Source organism: Micromonospora sp. NPDC050695, from assembly GCF_040654415.1.
Lineage (GTDB): Bacteria > Actinomycetota > Actinomycetes > Mycobacteriales > Micromonosporaceae > Micromonospora.
On sequence record NZ_JBFAHZ010000064.1, the window covers coordinates 1 to 14,569 of the forward strand.

Consider the following 14,569-nt stretch of genomic DNA (forward strand, 5'->3'; position numbering starts at 1 on the left):
CGGGACTGGCGGCTCGGACGACACACCAAGATCATGCCAGGCCATCACCCAGAGTGGACAGCCGACCGCCGACCCGTCTCAAGCTGAATACGTACACCCTGGGCGGACGCCGATTCATGGAATCTCCGAAGTCGAAACGCTATGCGCTTGCGTACCATCGCCTCCAGGGTGTCGCGCTCGATCAGCGCGAGGCGGCCGAGCTGATCGCGACGATCACGGAGGAACTGCCATGAACGAAGCCTTGCCATCCGTGGCCTGGCACATCAGCACTCGGAGCAACAGCAACGGCGGGAGCTGCGTCGAGGCGGGGCCTGTTCTCGACGGGTCAGGTCGAGTGGCGGTGCGCGACAGCAAGGACCGCGCGGCAGCGACCCTCCTCTACGGCGCCCGCGGCTGGACCGCGTTCGTCAACGGGGTCAAGGACGGCACGTTCGCGCGCACCGATCCGTGATCGACTCGACATCGCCGAAGTGGGGGTGTCCCGGTCACGGTGATACCGCCACATCGGCGATATCGGGTTGATCAAGACCTGGCCGGCGGGCACCATCCCGGGCGTGGAGGCGCATGAGATCGCGGACCTGTTCGGCCGGGCGGTACGGCAGTTGCGTCGGACCGTCGAGCAGGGCGACTACGACGACGGCTCGGAGCTGCTTCGGCAGGCGGCCGGCTCGGGTCTGGCGGCCGTCCGGCTGGCGGTCGGACACCTCGCCGATCCGGACCGCGTGGTGCGCGCGGCGGCCTGCGACCTGCTCGGCTTCGCGAGTGACGTGCATGGGGACGACCTGCGCCGGGACGCCGCGACGGCCCTGATCTCGCTGGCCACGACCGAGGCCGATCCCGAGGTGCACTGGTCGATCGCGCGGGCCCTGGGTGCCACCTGCGATCCCCGCGCCCTGTCGACCCTGGTCACCCTCGCGAGTAGCGCCGACAGCGACGTACGGTTCCAGGTCGCGGTCGCGGTGCCGGCGGTCCTCGACGACCCGCCGGCCGACGCCGGCGCGGCGGTGTTGATCGACCTGTGCGCGGATCCCGACCCGACGGTGCGGGAGTGGGCCACCTTCGGTCTGGGCTGGGCGAGCACCGCCGACGGCGACGCCGTCCGGAGGGCAGTGTGGGACCGCACCCACGACGTCGACCCGGAGGTACGCGCGGAAGGCGCCCGAGGGCTGGCGCGGCGACGGGACGTGCGGGCGCTTCCACTGGTACGCGGGCTGCTCGCCCAGGACGCGGTGCACACGTTCACCTTCCAGGCCGCCGCCTACCTGGCGGACCCGTCGTTGCTGCCGCTGCTGGACGGGTTCGATCCCACCGCGGCCGGTGTCGCCGAGGCGCTGCGCGAGTGTGACCCGGTGTGCCGTGGCCAGCGCGACGAGTCGGTGTGGCGGCTCCTCGACGCCGTCCATCGTCGCCGCCCCGATCTGCAGGTCACCGTCTTCGGGGAGCGTTGCGACCTCGGCCTGTACCTCGACGTCACCGACGGATCGGGCATCGCCGGCCACTGGTTCGCGGACGGGCTGCTGAGTCGGGCCGGCGGCGACCCGGACCATGCGGCCGAACTGGCGATCGAGGATCTGCGACGCTGATCGACTCGGGTTCGCTGGAACCGGGGGTGTCCCGGTCGTGGTGATGCCCCGGTTTCCAGGAACCCGAGTCGATCAAGGGCCGGAACGCGGGGCGCGGCGCTTCACAGCCACCTCACAGGGGTGCTGGATAGGGTGCCGGTCGAGTCAACGTCCGACTCCAGCCTGGAGCGGTCGGCGTCGCACAGGAGTTTCGATGGTCTTCAAGAAGATGTTGAGCGCGTTCGGCGTGGGCGGTCCGAGTGTGGACACCGTGCTGACCAACCCCAACACCCGGCCCGGCCTGACCCTCGACGGGCAGGTCAACCTCGTCGGCGGTGACGCCCCGGCGGCCATCGAGCAGGTGGTGATCGGCCTGGTCACCCGCGTCGAGGTCGAGGGACACGACACCGAGTACGCGGGCACCATGGAGTTTCACCGGATGGGCGTCAGCGGCGCGTTCGAACTCGCCCCCAAGCAGCATCTGTCGATTCCGTTCCGGCTGCCGGTGCCCTGGGAGACGCCGATCACCGACGTGTACGGCCAGCGCCTGCACGGCATGACGATGGGTCTGCGTACCGAGCTGTCCGTGGCCCGCGCGGTCGACAAGAGCGACCTTGACCAGGTGGCGGTGCACCCGCTGCCGGTGCACGAGCGGATCCTGGAGGCGTTCCAGCGCCTCGGTTTCCGGTTCAAGCACGCCGACCTGGAGCGGGGTCGCATCCAGGGTGTCCAGCAGACGCTGCCGTTCTACCAGGAGATCGAGTTCTTCGCGTCCCCGCAGTACGCGAGCACGGTCCGGGAGGTCGAGCTGACCTTCGTGACCAGCCAGCGCGGCGTCGATGTGATCCTGGAGTGCGACAAGCGTGGCGGTTTCCTCAGCGCCGGGCACGACGCCTTCGGTCGGTTCCAGGTCTCGCACGCTGACGTCGACCGGGTCGACTGGGCGCAGGTCGTCGACGGCTGGCTGCGCGAGACCACGTCGCGCTACGGCAGCCTGCGCTCGCAGTACGGCCACGGCCACGGTCACGGCCGTGGGCACGGCGGCATGGGCGGCATGGTGGCCGGCGCTGCGCTCGGCGTCGCCGGCGGCATGATCGCCGGGGAAATGATCGAGGACGCGTTCGAGGGCGACTTCGGCGACTTCGGCGGCGACGAGTAAGCAGTCCACACGCGACAGCAGTGGCCTCCGGGAGAAGTCTCCCGGAGGCCACTGTTCACGCTCGACGCGTCAGCGCCCTCGCATGTTCCGTTCCTTGCCGGACCGGCGCGCGGAGCCGGCCTTCGACAGACCACGGCTGACCAGGTAACCACCGGTCAGGATGGTGAGGAACAGCCACGCACGGTTCGGGTCGTTGATGTTCAGCCCGTTGGCCGTGGTGCCCTTCCAGAAAGCGGAGATCACCACGAGCGCGACCGCAGCGGCGTAGACCCAGAATTCCGTCGTCAGGAACGCCTGCTTGGTCTCCGTACCCGGCGACGGCATCGGGTCTCGGTGCCCGTCCCGCATGGCCGGCATCTGCTGCGTGTCCCGCATCATCGCCGGATTCTGCGGGTCGTTCATCGGCCGGTTCATCGGCCGGGTGGAAGCAGCCTGCGTGCTCATCTGGTCCTCCTCAGGATGCGATGAGTCGTACCTGCATTCCCTCGCCCCGCTACCGCGTTTCGGCCACGGCACGGTTCGCATTCACGGCGGGGACACCCCCCGACTACCCGAGGCCGCTGAGCAGGTAACACCGACCGCCGGCCGAAAATCTGTCCGGCCGGCGGTCGGGTCGGCGCGTCAGCGCAGGCCGTTGCGGATCGCCACGCTCACCAGGAGGTCCGGGTCGTCGGTGATGATGCCGTCCACACCGAGGTCGATGACCCGCTGCATCACCGTCGCGTCATCGACGGTGTACGGGATCACCTTCAGGTCGTAGCGCGTCTGAAGGGTCCGCACGTCCGGTCCGTGGAAGTACGCCGGGTTCTCCCGCAGGTACCAGTCGGCCGAGGCGACCGTGCCCTGCTTCGGGTCGTGCACCTGCCAGTTGGCCGACACCGTGCCCGCGCCGGCGGCCCGGGTCAGCTTGCCCAGGTCCTGGTACTTCCACCAGTCCAGCCCACCGGTCCACGGGCTCTTCACCGACGGGTTGCCGTACACCGCCTCCAGGGAGCACTCGTCGGCGAGGGTGGCGCACTCGGCTGGACCGTACTGCCAGACCAGGCCGACCGTACCGATCCGCCGGTCGAGCTGCCGGGCGTACGTGATGGTGCGCCAGTCGAACGACTGGATGGTGGCCCGGCTGGTGAAGCCGGCCCGCTGGATCGCGTCGACGAGCTTGCGGGTGAAGCTGCGGTACGGCTCGGTGTCGTTCACCACCGGGCTGATCTTCGTCTCGATGTTCATCCCGATGTCGCTGCGGCCACTCGCCTTCACCAGGGCGAAGACCTCGTCCAGGGTCGGGATCCGGGCACCCGGGGCGGGCACCTGCGCGGGCAGTTCGGGCAGCGTCTTCGTGCCGCAGTCGACGGTCTTGAGCTGCGCCAGGGTCAGCTCGTGCACCGGCTTGCCCACGTACGGGAACGTCCGGTCGCCGGGGCGTACCGGGGCGGTGTCGACGCAGTGCGACCCGTTGACGGTGCGGTCGTGCAGCACCACGAGCTGCCCGTCGGCGGTCACGCCGGTGTCCAGTTCCAGCGTGGAGATGGCCCGGTTGGCGAGCGCGTTCGCGAACGCCGGCAGCGTGTTCTCCGGGCGGGTGGCCCGACCGCCGCGGTGCGCCTGGATGTCGAACGGCGCGGCGTACGCCTTCGGCAGCCGGTAACCGCGCTGCGCCAGCAGACCGCGCAGCCGGTCCGGGTAGTCGGTGATCATGCCGTCCACGCCGTCGTCGATCAGCTTGGCCATGGTCGGCAGGTCGTCGACCGTCCACGGAATCACCTTGATCCCGTAGCGGTGTGCCTGGGCGACCATCTCCTTGGTGACGTACGGCTTGTAGCCGGGGTCGGTGACTGTGCCGTTCTGCGGCATGCCGTGCACCGGTGAGAAGGCGCTGGCGCCGAAGCTGCGGATCGCCTTGATCGGGTCACCGCCGAAGTCGTCGATGTCCAGCCCACCCAGCCACGGCGAGGCGCCCGGCTGGCCGGTCTGGAGGAAGTCGTAGTTGGTCAGGGCGACCAACGGCAGCTTCGGCTCGACCTGGCGCATACGCATCAGCGCGCCCCAGTCGAAGCTCTGGATGGTGACCTGCTTCAGCAGCCCGGCGGCGCGGATCTCTGCCGCGGTCACCCGGACGAACTGCTCGCGGGGCGCGGTCTCGGTCGGCGCGCCGGCCTCCACCTTGGTTTCGACGTTGAGCTTCACGTCCTTCGCCTGGTAGCGGTTGACCAGGGCGAACACCTCACGCAGCAGCGGCATCCGGGCACCCGGGACGGCGAGCTGGCCGGGCTTGTCGGCGAGGGTCTTCGACCCGCAGTCCAGCGAGCGCACCTGGGCCAGCGTGAGCGTGTTGATGTACTTCCCGACGTACGGGTACTCCGGGTCGCCCACCGTCACGGGGGCGGTGTCGACGCACTTGGCGCCGCTGATCTTGCGGTCGTGGGTGACGACGGCCTGGCCGTCCTCGGTGATCTGCACGTCCAGCTCGAGGGTGCTCACCCCGAGTTGGAGGGCGTTGCCGAAGGAGGCAAGGGTGTTCTCCACCCGCAATCCGAGGCCGCCGCGGTGGGCTTGCACGTCGAATGTCCGGTCCGGTCGCGGCTTCGCCTGGGCGGGCACCGCGAGCCCAGTCGTCACCGTCGCGGCCACCAGGGCCGCGACGGCGGTACGGCGTACTGTGCGCACGCTGTCTTCCCCTCCTGCCGGCGGGCGTCTCCCACCGGTCGCCGGCCAGCATGGACAGCTTCGGCGGCGGGCAGGCGGCCAGCGGGCGGCGCGACGGTGAACCGGGGTGGACGACCTCCCGGCCGGCGCGGGTTTGGTCGGCCGGTGGCCGGGCACGCAGTCAGTTCCACAGCTTCTGCGAGGTGATGGACGTGCGTGAGGACGACATGCGGCAGGAAGCCGCCCGCCGGGCGGAGAACCGGATCGCCGGCGGCGTGTACGGCGAGGGTGCCCTCGATGAGGTGACGGTGCCCCGCACCGATGTGGAGAGCCAGAATCAACGTGACGACTCGTTCGACCCGGCACGCGAGCGGATCGACCCGCAGGTGCTGCGCGACGGCGGCCCCGTCGGCGGTCAGGGCGCGGTGACCACGACCGGTGGCACGGCCGGCCCGGCGAGTGTGCGGCGGGTGGCCCGGCAGCCGGAGCGGCACCCGGGCAAGGTCGCACCGACCACGACCGGCGACGCCACCACCGGCGGTCTGAGCACCCCGACGGGTGGAGGCACCAGCGACCAGTCCACCTCCGCACCGGAACCAGCCAAGTCCATCCGAGACCGCGCCACCGACTGACCACCCCGGCGCCCTCCCCGCATGATCATGAGGTTGACGTGGCGATCGGAGATCACACTCCACGTCAACCTCATGATCGACTGCTGAGTCCGGGTCAGGGCCGGGGTTAGGGTTGGGTTTGGGGGCGCAGGATGCCCAGGCGTTGGGTGGCGCGGGTCAGCGCCACGTACAGGTCGCTGCGGCCTCTCGGGGACTCGGCGACCATCCGGTCCGGGTCGACGACCAGCACCGAGTCGAACTCCAGACCCTTGGCCTGCGCGACGGTCAGCACGACCACCCTGCTCTCCAACTCCGGATGCTCGCCCACGGCGGCCTCCGGCAGCGCGGCGGTCAGCGCGGCGCCCAACTCGTCCACCCGGCCGGCCGGCACGATCACGCCCAGCCGACCCTCGGCCAGCCCGGCGGCCTCCCGGGTGGCCGCCGCCACCAACTCCGCCGCCAACTGCCCGTCGGGCACCGCACGGTCCCACGGGGGTACGCCGCTCTCCCGCACCGAGCGCGGCGGCCGCAGCCCCGGGTCGATCTCCGCCAGCACGTCGGCGGCGACCGCCATGATCTCGGCCGGGGTGCGGTAGCTGACCGTCAGCTCGGTCAGCCGCCACCGCTGCGCCACGTACGGCGCGAGGGCCTCCGCCCAGGACGGGGTGCCGCTGAGCGCGCCGGTCTGCGCGACGTCCCCGACGATGGTCATCGAGCGGCTCGGGCAGCGGCGCATCAGCAGCCGCCACGCCATCGGCGACAGCTCCTGCGCCTCGTCCACGATGACGTGGCCGAACGCCCACTTCCGGTCGGCGGCGGCACGCTGCGCGGTGGTGAGCCGGTCGGCCTCCTCCTGCCGTTCCAGCAGCCGGTCGGCGTCGATCAGGTCGGTCACGCCGAGGATCTCGCCACCTTCGGCCTCGTCCTCGACGTCGATCGAGCGGGAACCGCGGGCGATTTCGAGGACGCCCTCGGCGTACTCGCGTTCCATCCGGCGGATCCGGTCGCGACGGGCGGCGGCGGCCCGCTCGTCCTCGCCGAGCAGTTCGGCGGCCTCGTCCAGCAGCGGTACGTCGGCCGGCGTCCAACCACCCGGCTCACGGTGCAGCAGCGCCCGCTCGTCATCGGTGAGCATCGGCGCGGCGGCCGCGATCCGGTCCGGGTCGGCGTACAGGTCGGCGAGCAGGCGCTGCGGGGTGAGCACCGGCCACAGCCGGTCGAGGGTGGCCTTCACCTCGGGTTCGTCGCGCAGTTCCCGGCGGATCTCGGCCCGGTCGGCCTCGTCGAGCAGGTTGTCGCCGCCCAGCGGGTCCGCACCGATGCGTTCGGCGACCTGGTCGGCGAGCGCGTGCACGATCTCCACGTCGAACAGCGCGCGGGCCAGGTTGTGCGGCCGCTCGGTGCGGCGTACCCGGTCGCGGGCGGTGCGCACGGTCTCCGGGTCGAGGGTCAGCGCTTCCCGCTCCACCTCGATCTCCAGCGGCTCGTCCGGCACCCACTGCCGGTCCCGTACGGCCGACGCCAGCACCTCGGCCAGCACGGCCCGACCCTTGAGCGCGGCGGTCGCGGCCGGTTCGGTCCGTTGGGCGCTCACCCCGGGGAAGAGATCACCCTGGGTACGCAGCAGCACGCCGGTCTCGGCCAGCGTCGGCAGCACCTGGGAGATGTAGCGCAGGAAGGTCGCGTTCGGACCGACCAGCAGCACACCGCGGCTGGAGAGTTCCCGCCGGTGCGTGTAGAGCAGGTACGCCGCCCGGTGCAGCGCCACCGCGGTCTTGCCGGTGCCGGGGCCGCCCTGGACCACCATCACGCCCGGCAGGTCGGCGCGGATGATCCCGTCCTGCTCGGCCTGGATGGTCTCGACGATGTCGCGCATCCGCCCGGTGCGCCCGGCGTTGAGGGCGGCGAGCAGGGACGCCTCACCGGTCAGCTCCTCGTGCGCGCCGGGGGAGGCGGTGTCGATGTCGAGCACCTCGTCGTTGAGCCCGGTCACCTTCCGCTGGCGGGTCCGCAGGTGCCGGCGGCGGCGTACGCCCTGCGGGTTGGCGGCGGTGGCGAGGTAGAACGGGCGGGCGGCGGGGGCCCGCCAGTCCATCAGGAGCGGGTCGTAGTCACCGCTGGTGTCGAAGATGCCGATCCGGCCGATGTAGCGGCGGGAGTCGTCGTCGCCGTCCAGCCGGCCGAAACAAAGGCCGTTCTCCACGGCGGAGAACTGTTCGACCTGGTCGGCGTACATGGCTACCGAGCTGTCGCGCTGGGAGCGGTCCTGCAGGGTGCCGCCGGTGCTGCGCAGCTCGTCGGTCAGCCGGTTGGCGGCCTGCTCACGCAGCCCGTCCAGCCGGTCGTAGAGCATCGAGACGTACTCCTGCTCGCGGCCGATCTCGTCGTCGAGCGGCAATTCACCGGAACCGCCGGAGTGCCTTGACAAGCCGTCTCCCTAAAGATTAGAATCCTTTGCAGGAACGGCTTTAGGCCGTTCTTTTTTGTGCCCTCGAATTGTTGAAGATAGCGCGTTCCGCGGGCACTCACCAAGCCGGACGGGCCGACGCGCGGCCCACACACGGCGAAACGCCGGGCCGACCGTCAGGTCGACCCGGCGCGAACACCGCGGAGATCAGCCGCGGGCGACCTGGTAGAGCCGCTCCGGCGTGACCGCTCCGGCGAGCACCCGACCGTCGTCGGTGAGCAGCACACTGAACAGCTTGCCGGTGAGCAGCCGACCGCTGCCCCAGTCGCCGCTGACCGCCGGCAGACCGCCGAGCAGCTTCGACACGTCGGGTGCGTCGCCGGCCGGCTTCGCGTCGGCCGGCTTGCCGCCGAGCGCCCCGTCGACGCGGGCGACCAGCACGGTGGTCCAGCCGGAGCCGACGGCGCGTACCTTCGGGTCCCCGGTCGGCGCGGCGTGCTCGGGCTTACCGGCGGCGGACCGCTCGGCGCTCTCCTCCTTGACGGTCACCCCGGGCGGCGGGTTGAACGTGAACTGGTCGGCATCGGGACGCCGGTAGTCGACCTGCGTGAACGCCACCTCGAAGGCCGGCTGGTCGCTGCCCTTGGCGAGCACCTCGAAGCGCAGCGGCACGTGCTGCCTGGCGTCGATGGCGATCCGCAGCTGGTGCACCAGCGAGTCGCGGTCGCGCGGCTGGAGCACCAGCTCGTACGCGTCCCGGCCGGCGACGGTGGCCGACCGGCCAACGCTGACCTCGGTGCTGGGGTTGATCGCGCCCAACGCCAGGTCGGCGGCCTCCTGCGGGGTGGCCGGCAGGTTCGTTCCCGCCTCCGGGGCCCGCTTCTCGGCGGCGTCGTCGCCCAGCGTGCGGTGGCTGGCGGTGTTGGATCGGCTCTGCCACGTCCACAGGTCCCGACCGTTGCGGACCACGTCCCGCTCGCCCAGGGTGTCCAGCAGCGCGACCCGTTGCCGCTCCGGCCCCGAGTACCAGACCCGCAGCGTGTGCGTACCGGTCAGCAGGGTGGTGGCGTCGTTGCCGCCGGCCAGGCCGAGAAGTGGCGGCAGGCCGAGGTCGGCGCGCTGCACGACGGTGCCGGACAACCCCTCCAGCCGGGAGGTCTGCAGATCGACCAGGAGCTGGGCGGCGGTACGCGGCGGCAGGCTCGGTTCGGCCTCGGCGGCGAACGTGCCGATGGCCGCGCCGCCGCCGATGACGGCCACGGCGGCGGTCGCCGGAACCAGCCAGCGCAGGACGGGACGGCTTCTCAGAACGGACATGGTGGCACCTCCTGCGCATCATCCTGCCCGGTCGAGGCTGTGAACGTGCTGAGGACGCGGATCCGTGGTCATTGACCCGGGTGGCACCCTTGAGCCGTGCGGTTGCTGGTGGTGGAGGACGAGGCCCGGTTGGCGGCTGCCCTGCAACGCGGGTTGCAGGCGGAGGGGTTCGCGGTGGATGTCGCGGCGACCGGCCCGGCCGGCCTGGACGCCGCCCGGCACGGCGGGTACGACGCGATGATCCTCGACGTGATGCTGCCCGGCCTCTCCGGCTACGAGCTGGTCCGGCGGCTGCGGGCGGAGCAGCACTGGCTGCCGGTGCTGATGCTGTCCGCCAAGGACGGCGAGTACGACCAGGCCGACGGCCTGGACTGCGGCGCCGACGACTACCTGACCAAGCCCTTCTCGTACGTCGTGCTGCTGGCTCGCCTGCGGGCGTTGCTGCGCCGGGGTGCCCCGGAACGCCCGACGGTGCTCGCGGTCGGCGATCTGCGGCTGGACCCGGCGCGGCGGCGGGTCACCCGGGCTGACGCCGAGGTGACGCTGACCGCGCGGGAGTACGCGTTGCTGGACTACCTGATGCGCCGACCCGGCCAGGTGGTCTCCAAGATCGAGCTGTTGGACCACGTCTGGGACGCCAGCGTCGAGACCGCGCCGAACGCCGTCGAGGTCTACGTCGGCTACCTGCGCCGCAAGCTCGGCCGGGACCGGCTGGAGACGGTGCGGGGCGCCGGTTACCGGCTGGCGACATGACCGGCGCCGGCCGGCCGTGGCGGGGTCGGCTGCCGGTGCTGGGGCTGCGGGGGCGGCTCATGGCGATCGGGGTGTTCGGCCTCGCGGTCGGGTTGGCGCTCGGCGGGGTGGTGCTGCTCGGCGCGCTCGGCTTCGTGCTGCAACGGACCGTCGACACCGAGGCGTTCCGGACCGCCGACGCGGTCGCGCTGCTCGCCGCCGAGGACGCGCTGCCCGATCCGCTGCCGGTGGCCGGCGGGCAGGTCCGCGTCCAGGTCATCGACGCGCAGGGACGCATCCGGGCCGCCTCCATCGACGCGGACCGGCTGGTGCCGATGGTCCGGCCGCAGCGACTGGACCCGGGCCGCCGGCAACGGCTGGAGGTGCCGGCGGAACGGGTCGGGCTGGCCGGGCCGGTCCGGGTGGTCACCGTGCCCGCCGGTACGGCCGCCGATCCGCTGACCGTGCTGGTGGCCCGTTCGATGGCCGACGTGCGGCACAGCACACACGTGGTCCGGGTCATCCTGCTGGTGGCGTTCCCGCTGCTGGTGGCGGTGCTCGCCGGGGTGGCGTGGCGGGTGGTGGGCGCGACGCTGCGGCCGGTGGAGGCGCTGCGCCGGGGAGCCGAGGAGATCACCGGACGGGCCGGGACCGGTCGACTGCCGGTGCCCGCCTCGGCCGACGAGATCCACCGGCTGGCGGTCACCCTCAACGGCATGCTGGCCCGGTTGGAGTCCGCCCGGGCGCGGCAGCGGGCGTTCGTCTCCGACGCGGCGCACGAGCTGCGCAGCCCGCTGACGAACATCCGGACCGAGCTGGAGGTGGCCCAGCGGCTCGCCGACCGGACCGACTGGACGACGGTGACCGGGAACCTGCTCGCCGACACCGAGCGGCTGAGTCGCCTGGTCGACGACCTGCTCCTGCTGGCCCGTCTGGACGAGGCGCCGCAGGCCCGCGGCACCGGCCCGGTGGAACTGGGCGGGTTGCTGACCGAGGTCGCCGCCCGCTATCCGTCGCCGCCCGTGCGCGTGCTGCCGCCGACCGGCCTGCTCTGGACGCTCGGCAACGTCGACGAGTTGCGCCGCGTGGTGGCCAATCTGGTCGACAACGCGGTCCGGCACGCGCGCGGCAGCGTCCTGCTCGCGGCCGAGACGACGCCGCCGGCCGGCACCGGCCGGGGCGGTGCCCCCTCCGGTGCGTACCACCTGGTGACGGTGACCGACGACGGCCCGGGCATCCCGGTGATCGACCGGGAGCGGGTCTTCGACCGGTTCACCCGGCTCGACGACGGCCGGGCCCGCGACGACGGAGGTGCCGGTCTCGGCCTGGCCATCGTGCGTGAGCTGGTACGCCGCGCCGGCGGCGGCATCACCCTGACCGACGCGGACGGCCAGCGACCGGGGTTGCGGGTGTGCCTGCTGCTGCCGGCGCTGCCGGCCGGGGACGGTGACGACCCTCGCTGACGGACGCCGGTCAGCGGCGGCGCGTGCAGACCTGCTCCGAGCTGGCCACGGTGTCGGTGGACCAGACGACGGCCACTGTGAAGCAGTAGTCGTTGGTGCGGTTGAGCGCGTAGATGACGTAGGTGGTGGTGCCGGCGGGCAGGGTCGCGAAGACGTTGCGGTCCTGGCCGGTCCGGCCGCCGGCGATGACCACCGGACCCTCGCCGCCGGCCGGGTACGTCCACCGCAGCGTGATGCTGTCCCGGCTGTCGCGCAGGGTCACCGCGCTGGGCGGGCTGCCGGGTGGGGCCGCGGCCGGCGCGGCGCCGGCGGAGGTGGGTGCGGCGCCCGGGGCGGGCGCGGTGGTCGCCGGTGGGCCGGCGGTGGGGGAGCCGGTGGCCGGTGGCGGCGTCGGTTCGTCGTCGCCGTCGACGCGGGCCACCCCGGCGATCACCGCGGCGGCGCCGAGCAGCACCACGACCACGCCGGCCACCAGCACCGGCACCAGGCGGTTGCGGGGCGGCGGCGGGGCCCGGTGCACGGGTACCGGCAGCAGGCGCGACGGCGTGTACGGTTCGAGCGGCGCGTACGGGTCGGCGGTGGGGCGGTGCAGCCGGTACACCCCGGACTGCTCCTGCGTCGCCCCGGCCAGCCCGACGACCGACGGCGGGACCGGCGCCTCGCTGGACGGGGACACGGACTCTCTGGCCGGCTCGGGTGGCCAGGTGGCGTCGCCCGGCTCGTCGGAGGGTGTGCGCGGGTTCGGAACCGTCCCGCCCGCCGCCGTCGATCCGGCGTGGTGGGGCGGGTGGTAGCCGGAGTCGACCGGCCGGTCGTCGAGCGGGGGGACGCGGGCCGCCGGCACCGTCGGGGCGTCCCGGGGGGTGGACGGCTCGTCGGCGCAGACGTGGTCGGGGTTCGCGGCCGCCCGGGCCAGCGCCGCCACCTGCACGGCCAGGGGATCGTCGGCGGGCAGGTGCTGCCGGCACAGCTCACGGGCCAGCGCCAGATTGTCGTGAGCCTCGGCGAACTGGCCACAGTCGCGCTGCATCGCGCCGAGCCGGGCCAGCATCTTGATGCCGCTGGGGTGCCCGTCGCCGTACACCTCGCGGTGCAGCTCCCAGGCGTCCTGGAGTCGGTCGCGAGCCACCGTGCACTGGCCGCGGGCGTACTCGACGGTGGCCAGGTCGGCGTGCGCGGCGAGCACCCGCAGCGACTCGGGCCCGTCCTGCGCGGTCAGCTCGATGATGACTTCCTGGTAGAGCCGGGCGGCTCGCGAGTGGCTGCCGACCCGGTGCAGCACCGCGGCCAGGGTCGCCGCCGCGGCGACCGTACGCGGGTCGGATCGGCCGTGCAGCCGGGTGGTGGCCGCGTACGCGAAGGCGGCCCAGCCACGGGCGGAGTGCGGCTCGCCGAGGGCGACCAGCACCCGCGCCTGGAGGCTGGCGGCCTCGGCCAACTCTTCGGTGGCGTTGGCCGGCCGGGGGTCGGCGTCGGTGAGCGCGTCGGAGAGCAGCCGCTGCGCGCCCGCCAGGTCACCGGAGGAGACGAGGTGGTGCGCCTGATCAGTCAGTTCGCCGAAGCCGGAGGGCACGCCCCATCGTGCTCATCCGACGACGGTAAGTACAAGACCCACGGCGGTGTCGATCGGTCAGGATGTCGTCAGGTGCTCGGCCAACGTCTCGCTGATCCGGCGCAGTTGGTCGACCTGGGTCGGGCTCAACGCGTCGAACAGGTGCCGGCGTACCCCCTCGACGTGGCCGGGTGCGGCGGCGGCGAGGGTGGCGAATCCCTCGTCGGTGAGCACCGCGATCTGCCCTCGGCGGTCGGTGGGGCACTCCTCGCGGCGTACCCATCCGGCGGCCTCCAGGCGGGCCACGGCGTGCGAGAGCCGGCTGCGCGACGACCCCGCCGCCTGGGCCAGGTCGCTCATCCGCAGTTGGCGGCCGGGGGTCTCGGAGAGCCGGACCAGGATCTCGTAGTAGGCGTGCGGCATGCCGGCGTCGCGTTGCAGCTCGCGGTCGAGCGTGTCCATCAGCGCCCGGGAGGCGGCGAGGTACGCGCGCCACGTGCGTTGCTCGTCGGGGTCCAGCCAGCGGGTCATGACGGCCATCATACCCGCGATGGTTGAACGCTCAACTAAACGGCGCTACTGTGAGGTCATGGGTATCCACCGGCTCAACCACGCGGTCCTCTACGTCAGCGACCTCGCCCGCAGCGTCGCCTTCTACCGGGACGTGCTGGGCTTCCGCCCGGTGGCGATGACCCCGGACGGCTTCCGGGGCGCCACCTTCCTCCAGGCTCCGGACTCCACCAACGACCACGACCTCGGCCTGTTCGAGATCGGCGCCGGCGCCGGTCGGTCGACCGCCGGACGGGCCACCGTCGGCCTCTACCACCTGGCCTGGGAGGTCGACACCCTCGACGAGCTGGCCGCGACAGCCGAGCGGCTCGTCGCCGCGGGCGCCCTGGTCGGCACCTCCGACCACGGCACCACCAAGAGCCTCTACGGCAAGGACCCGGACGGCCTGGAGTTCGAGGTGGTCTGGCTGATCCCGGCCGACCTGCTCGACGACGCCGCACTGGCCGCCCGCAAGCAGATCGGTCGACTCGACCTGGACGCCGAGCGGCGGCGCTACGGCGGGCAGACCCGCGGCGGGGTGGGGATCTCCGTCCCGGCCTGAGCAGGCATGCGG

General features: G+C 72.5%; 13 protein-coding genes and 1 pseudogene. 8 read left to right on the top strand and 6 right to left on the bottom strand.

Going from position 1 to position 14,569, the window contains the following annotated elements; all coding sequences use genetic code 11:
* From AB0H52_RS28340 to AB0H52_RS28355, 4 genes and pseudogenes are all read left to right on the top strand, one after another.
* A pseudogene (locus AB0H52_RS28340) lies at positions 1–233 on the top strand (hypothetical protein); the annotation flags it as partial.
* Positions 230–451 carry a DUF397 domain-containing protein gene (locus AB0H52_RS28345; protein ID WP_151491211.1) on the top strand — a complete coding sequence of 74 codons (222 nt, stop codon included), beginning with the start codon at positions 230–232 and terminating at the stop codon, positions 449–451. The pseudogene AB0H52_RS28340 and the gene AB0H52_RS28345, both read left to right, overlap by 4 nt.
* Before the next feature lie 103 nt (positions 452–554).
* Entirely contained in the window at positions 555–1,583 is a 1,029-nt protein-coding gene (locus AB0H52_RS28350) for a HEAT repeat domain-containing protein (protein ID WP_192580364.1), read from the top strand.
* A gap of 193 nt (positions 1,584–1,776) precedes the next feature.
* Entirely contained in the window at positions 1,777–2,721 is a 945-nt protein-coding gene (locus tag AB0H52_RS28355) for a sporulation protein (protein ID WP_357951283.1), read from the top strand.
* Positions 2,722–2,790: 69 nt separating this feature from the next.
* Here the strand turns inward: AB0H52_RS28355 and AB0H52_RS28360 are convergent, their stop codons facing one another.
* On the bottom strand, positions 2,791–3,165 hold the full coding sequence (locus AB0H52_RS28360; RefSeq protein WP_151491214.1) for a hypothetical protein: 375 nt from the start codon (positions 3,163–3,165) through the stop codon (positions 2,791–2,793).
* A 177-nt stretch (positions 3,166–3,342) separates the two neighbouring features.
* Positions 3,343–5,385: a glycerophosphodiester phosphodiesterase family protein gene (locus tag AB0H52_RS28365; protein WP_151491215.1), complete on the bottom strand. Its 2,043-nt coding sequence runs from the start codon at positions 5,383–5,385 to the stop codon at positions 3,343–3,345.
* A gap of 191 nt (positions 5,386–5,576) precedes the next feature.
* Here AB0H52_RS28365 and AB0H52_RS28370 point away from each other — a divergent pair, with 191 nt between their 5' ends.
* The gene (locus AB0H52_RS28370) at positions 5,577–5,996 is read left to right on the top strand and encodes a hypothetical protein (protein ID WP_151491216.1); all 420 of its coding nucleotides are present in this window, start codon (positions 5,577–5,579) and stop codon (positions 5,994–5,996) included.
* Positions 5,997–6,102: 106 nt separating this feature from the next.
* Here AB0H52_RS28370 and AB0H52_RS28375 read toward each other — a convergent pair whose 3' ends face one another.
* Both AB0H52_RS28375 and AB0H52_RS28380 read right to left on the bottom strand, forming a co-directional pair.
* Positions 6,103–8,328, bottom strand: coding sequence for an ATP-binding domain-containing protein (locus AB0H52_RS28375; protein WP_357951300.1), 2,226 nt, complete (start codon positions 8,326–8,328; stop codon positions 6,103–6,105).
* Positions 8,329–8,589: 261 nt separating this feature from the next.
* On the bottom strand, positions 8,590–9,699 hold the full coding sequence (locus tag AB0H52_RS28380; protein ID WP_151491218.1) for a sigma-E factor regulatory protein RseB domain-containing protein: 1,110 nt from the start codon (positions 9,697–9,699) through the stop codon (positions 8,590–8,592).
* A 96-nt stretch (positions 9,700–9,795) separates the two neighbouring features.
* Between AB0H52_RS28380 and AB0H52_RS28385 the strand changes: the two genes are divergently transcribed.
* Positions 9,796–10,452, top strand: a complete 657-nt coding sequence (locus AB0H52_RS28385; protein WP_151491219.1) for a response regulator transcription factor — start codon at positions 9,796–9,798, stop codon at positions 10,450–10,452.
* Positions 10,449–11,894: an ATP-binding protein gene (locus AB0H52_RS28390; RefSeq protein WP_225854634.1), complete on the top strand. Its 1,446-nt coding sequence runs from the start codon at positions 10,449–10,451 to the stop codon at positions 11,892–11,894. Before AB0H52_RS28385 ends, AB0H52_RS28390 begins: the two co-directional genes overlap by 4 nt.
* Before the next feature lie 10 nt (positions 11,895–11,904).
* On the opposite strand, the gene AB0H52_RS28395 is transcribed toward AB0H52_RS28390, so the two are convergent.
* Positions 11,905–13,467, bottom strand: coding sequence for a tetratricopeptide repeat protein (locus AB0H52_RS28395; protein ID WP_357951286.1), 1,563 nt, complete (start codon positions 13,465–13,467; stop codon positions 11,905–11,907).
* A 57-nt stretch (positions 13,468–13,524) separates the two neighbouring features.
* Positions 13,525–13,986: a MarR family transcriptional regulator gene (locus AB0H52_RS28400; protein WP_151493281.1), complete on the bottom strand. Its 462-nt coding sequence runs from the start codon at positions 13,984–13,986 to the stop codon at positions 13,525–13,527.
* 49 nt (positions 13,987–14,035) lie between these two features.
* Between AB0H52_RS28400 and AB0H52_RS28405 the strand changes: the two genes are divergently transcribed.
* Positions 14,036–14,557, top strand: a complete 522-nt coding sequence (locus AB0H52_RS28405; protein WP_151493279.1) for a VOC family protein — start codon at positions 14,036–14,038, stop codon at positions 14,555–14,557.
* Positions 14,558–14,569: the final 12 nt, after the last annotated feature.

Excerpts from the sequence above, each read along its gene's own strand:
- AB0H52_RS28345 (WP_151491211.1), top strand. The coding sequence starts at position 230 with ATGAACGAAGCCTTGCCATCCGTGGCCTGGCACATCAGCACTCGGAGC.
- AB0H52_RS28355 (WP_357951283.1), top strand. The coding sequence starts at position 1,777 with ATGGTCTTCAAGAAGATGTTGAGCGCGTTCGGCGTGGGCGGTCCGAGT.
- AB0H52_RS28360 (WP_151491214.1), bottom strand. The coding sequence starts at position 3,165 with ATGAGCACGCAGGCTGCTTCCACCCGGCCGATGAACCGGCCGATGAAC.
- AB0H52_RS28375 (WP_357951300.1), bottom strand. The coding sequence starts at position 8,328 with ATGCTCTACGACCGGCTGGACGGGCTGCGTGAGCAGGCCGCCAACCGG.
- AB0H52_RS28380 (WP_151491218.1), bottom strand. The coding sequence starts at position 9,699 with ATGTCCGTTCTGAGAAGCCGTCCCGTCCTGCGCTGGCTGGTTCCGGCG.
- AB0H52_RS28390 (WP_225854634.1), top strand. The coding sequence starts at position 10,449 with ATGACCGGCGCCGGCCGGCCGTGGCGGGGTCGGCTGCCGGTGCTGGGG.
- AB0H52_RS28400 (WP_151493281.1), bottom strand. The coding sequence starts at position 13,986 with ATGGCCGTCATGACCCGCTGGCTGGACCCCGACGAGCAACGCACGTGG.
- AB0H52_RS28405 (WP_151493279.1), top strand. The coding sequence starts at position 14,036 with ATGGGTATCCACCGGCTCAACCACGCGGTCCTCTACGTCAGCGACCTC.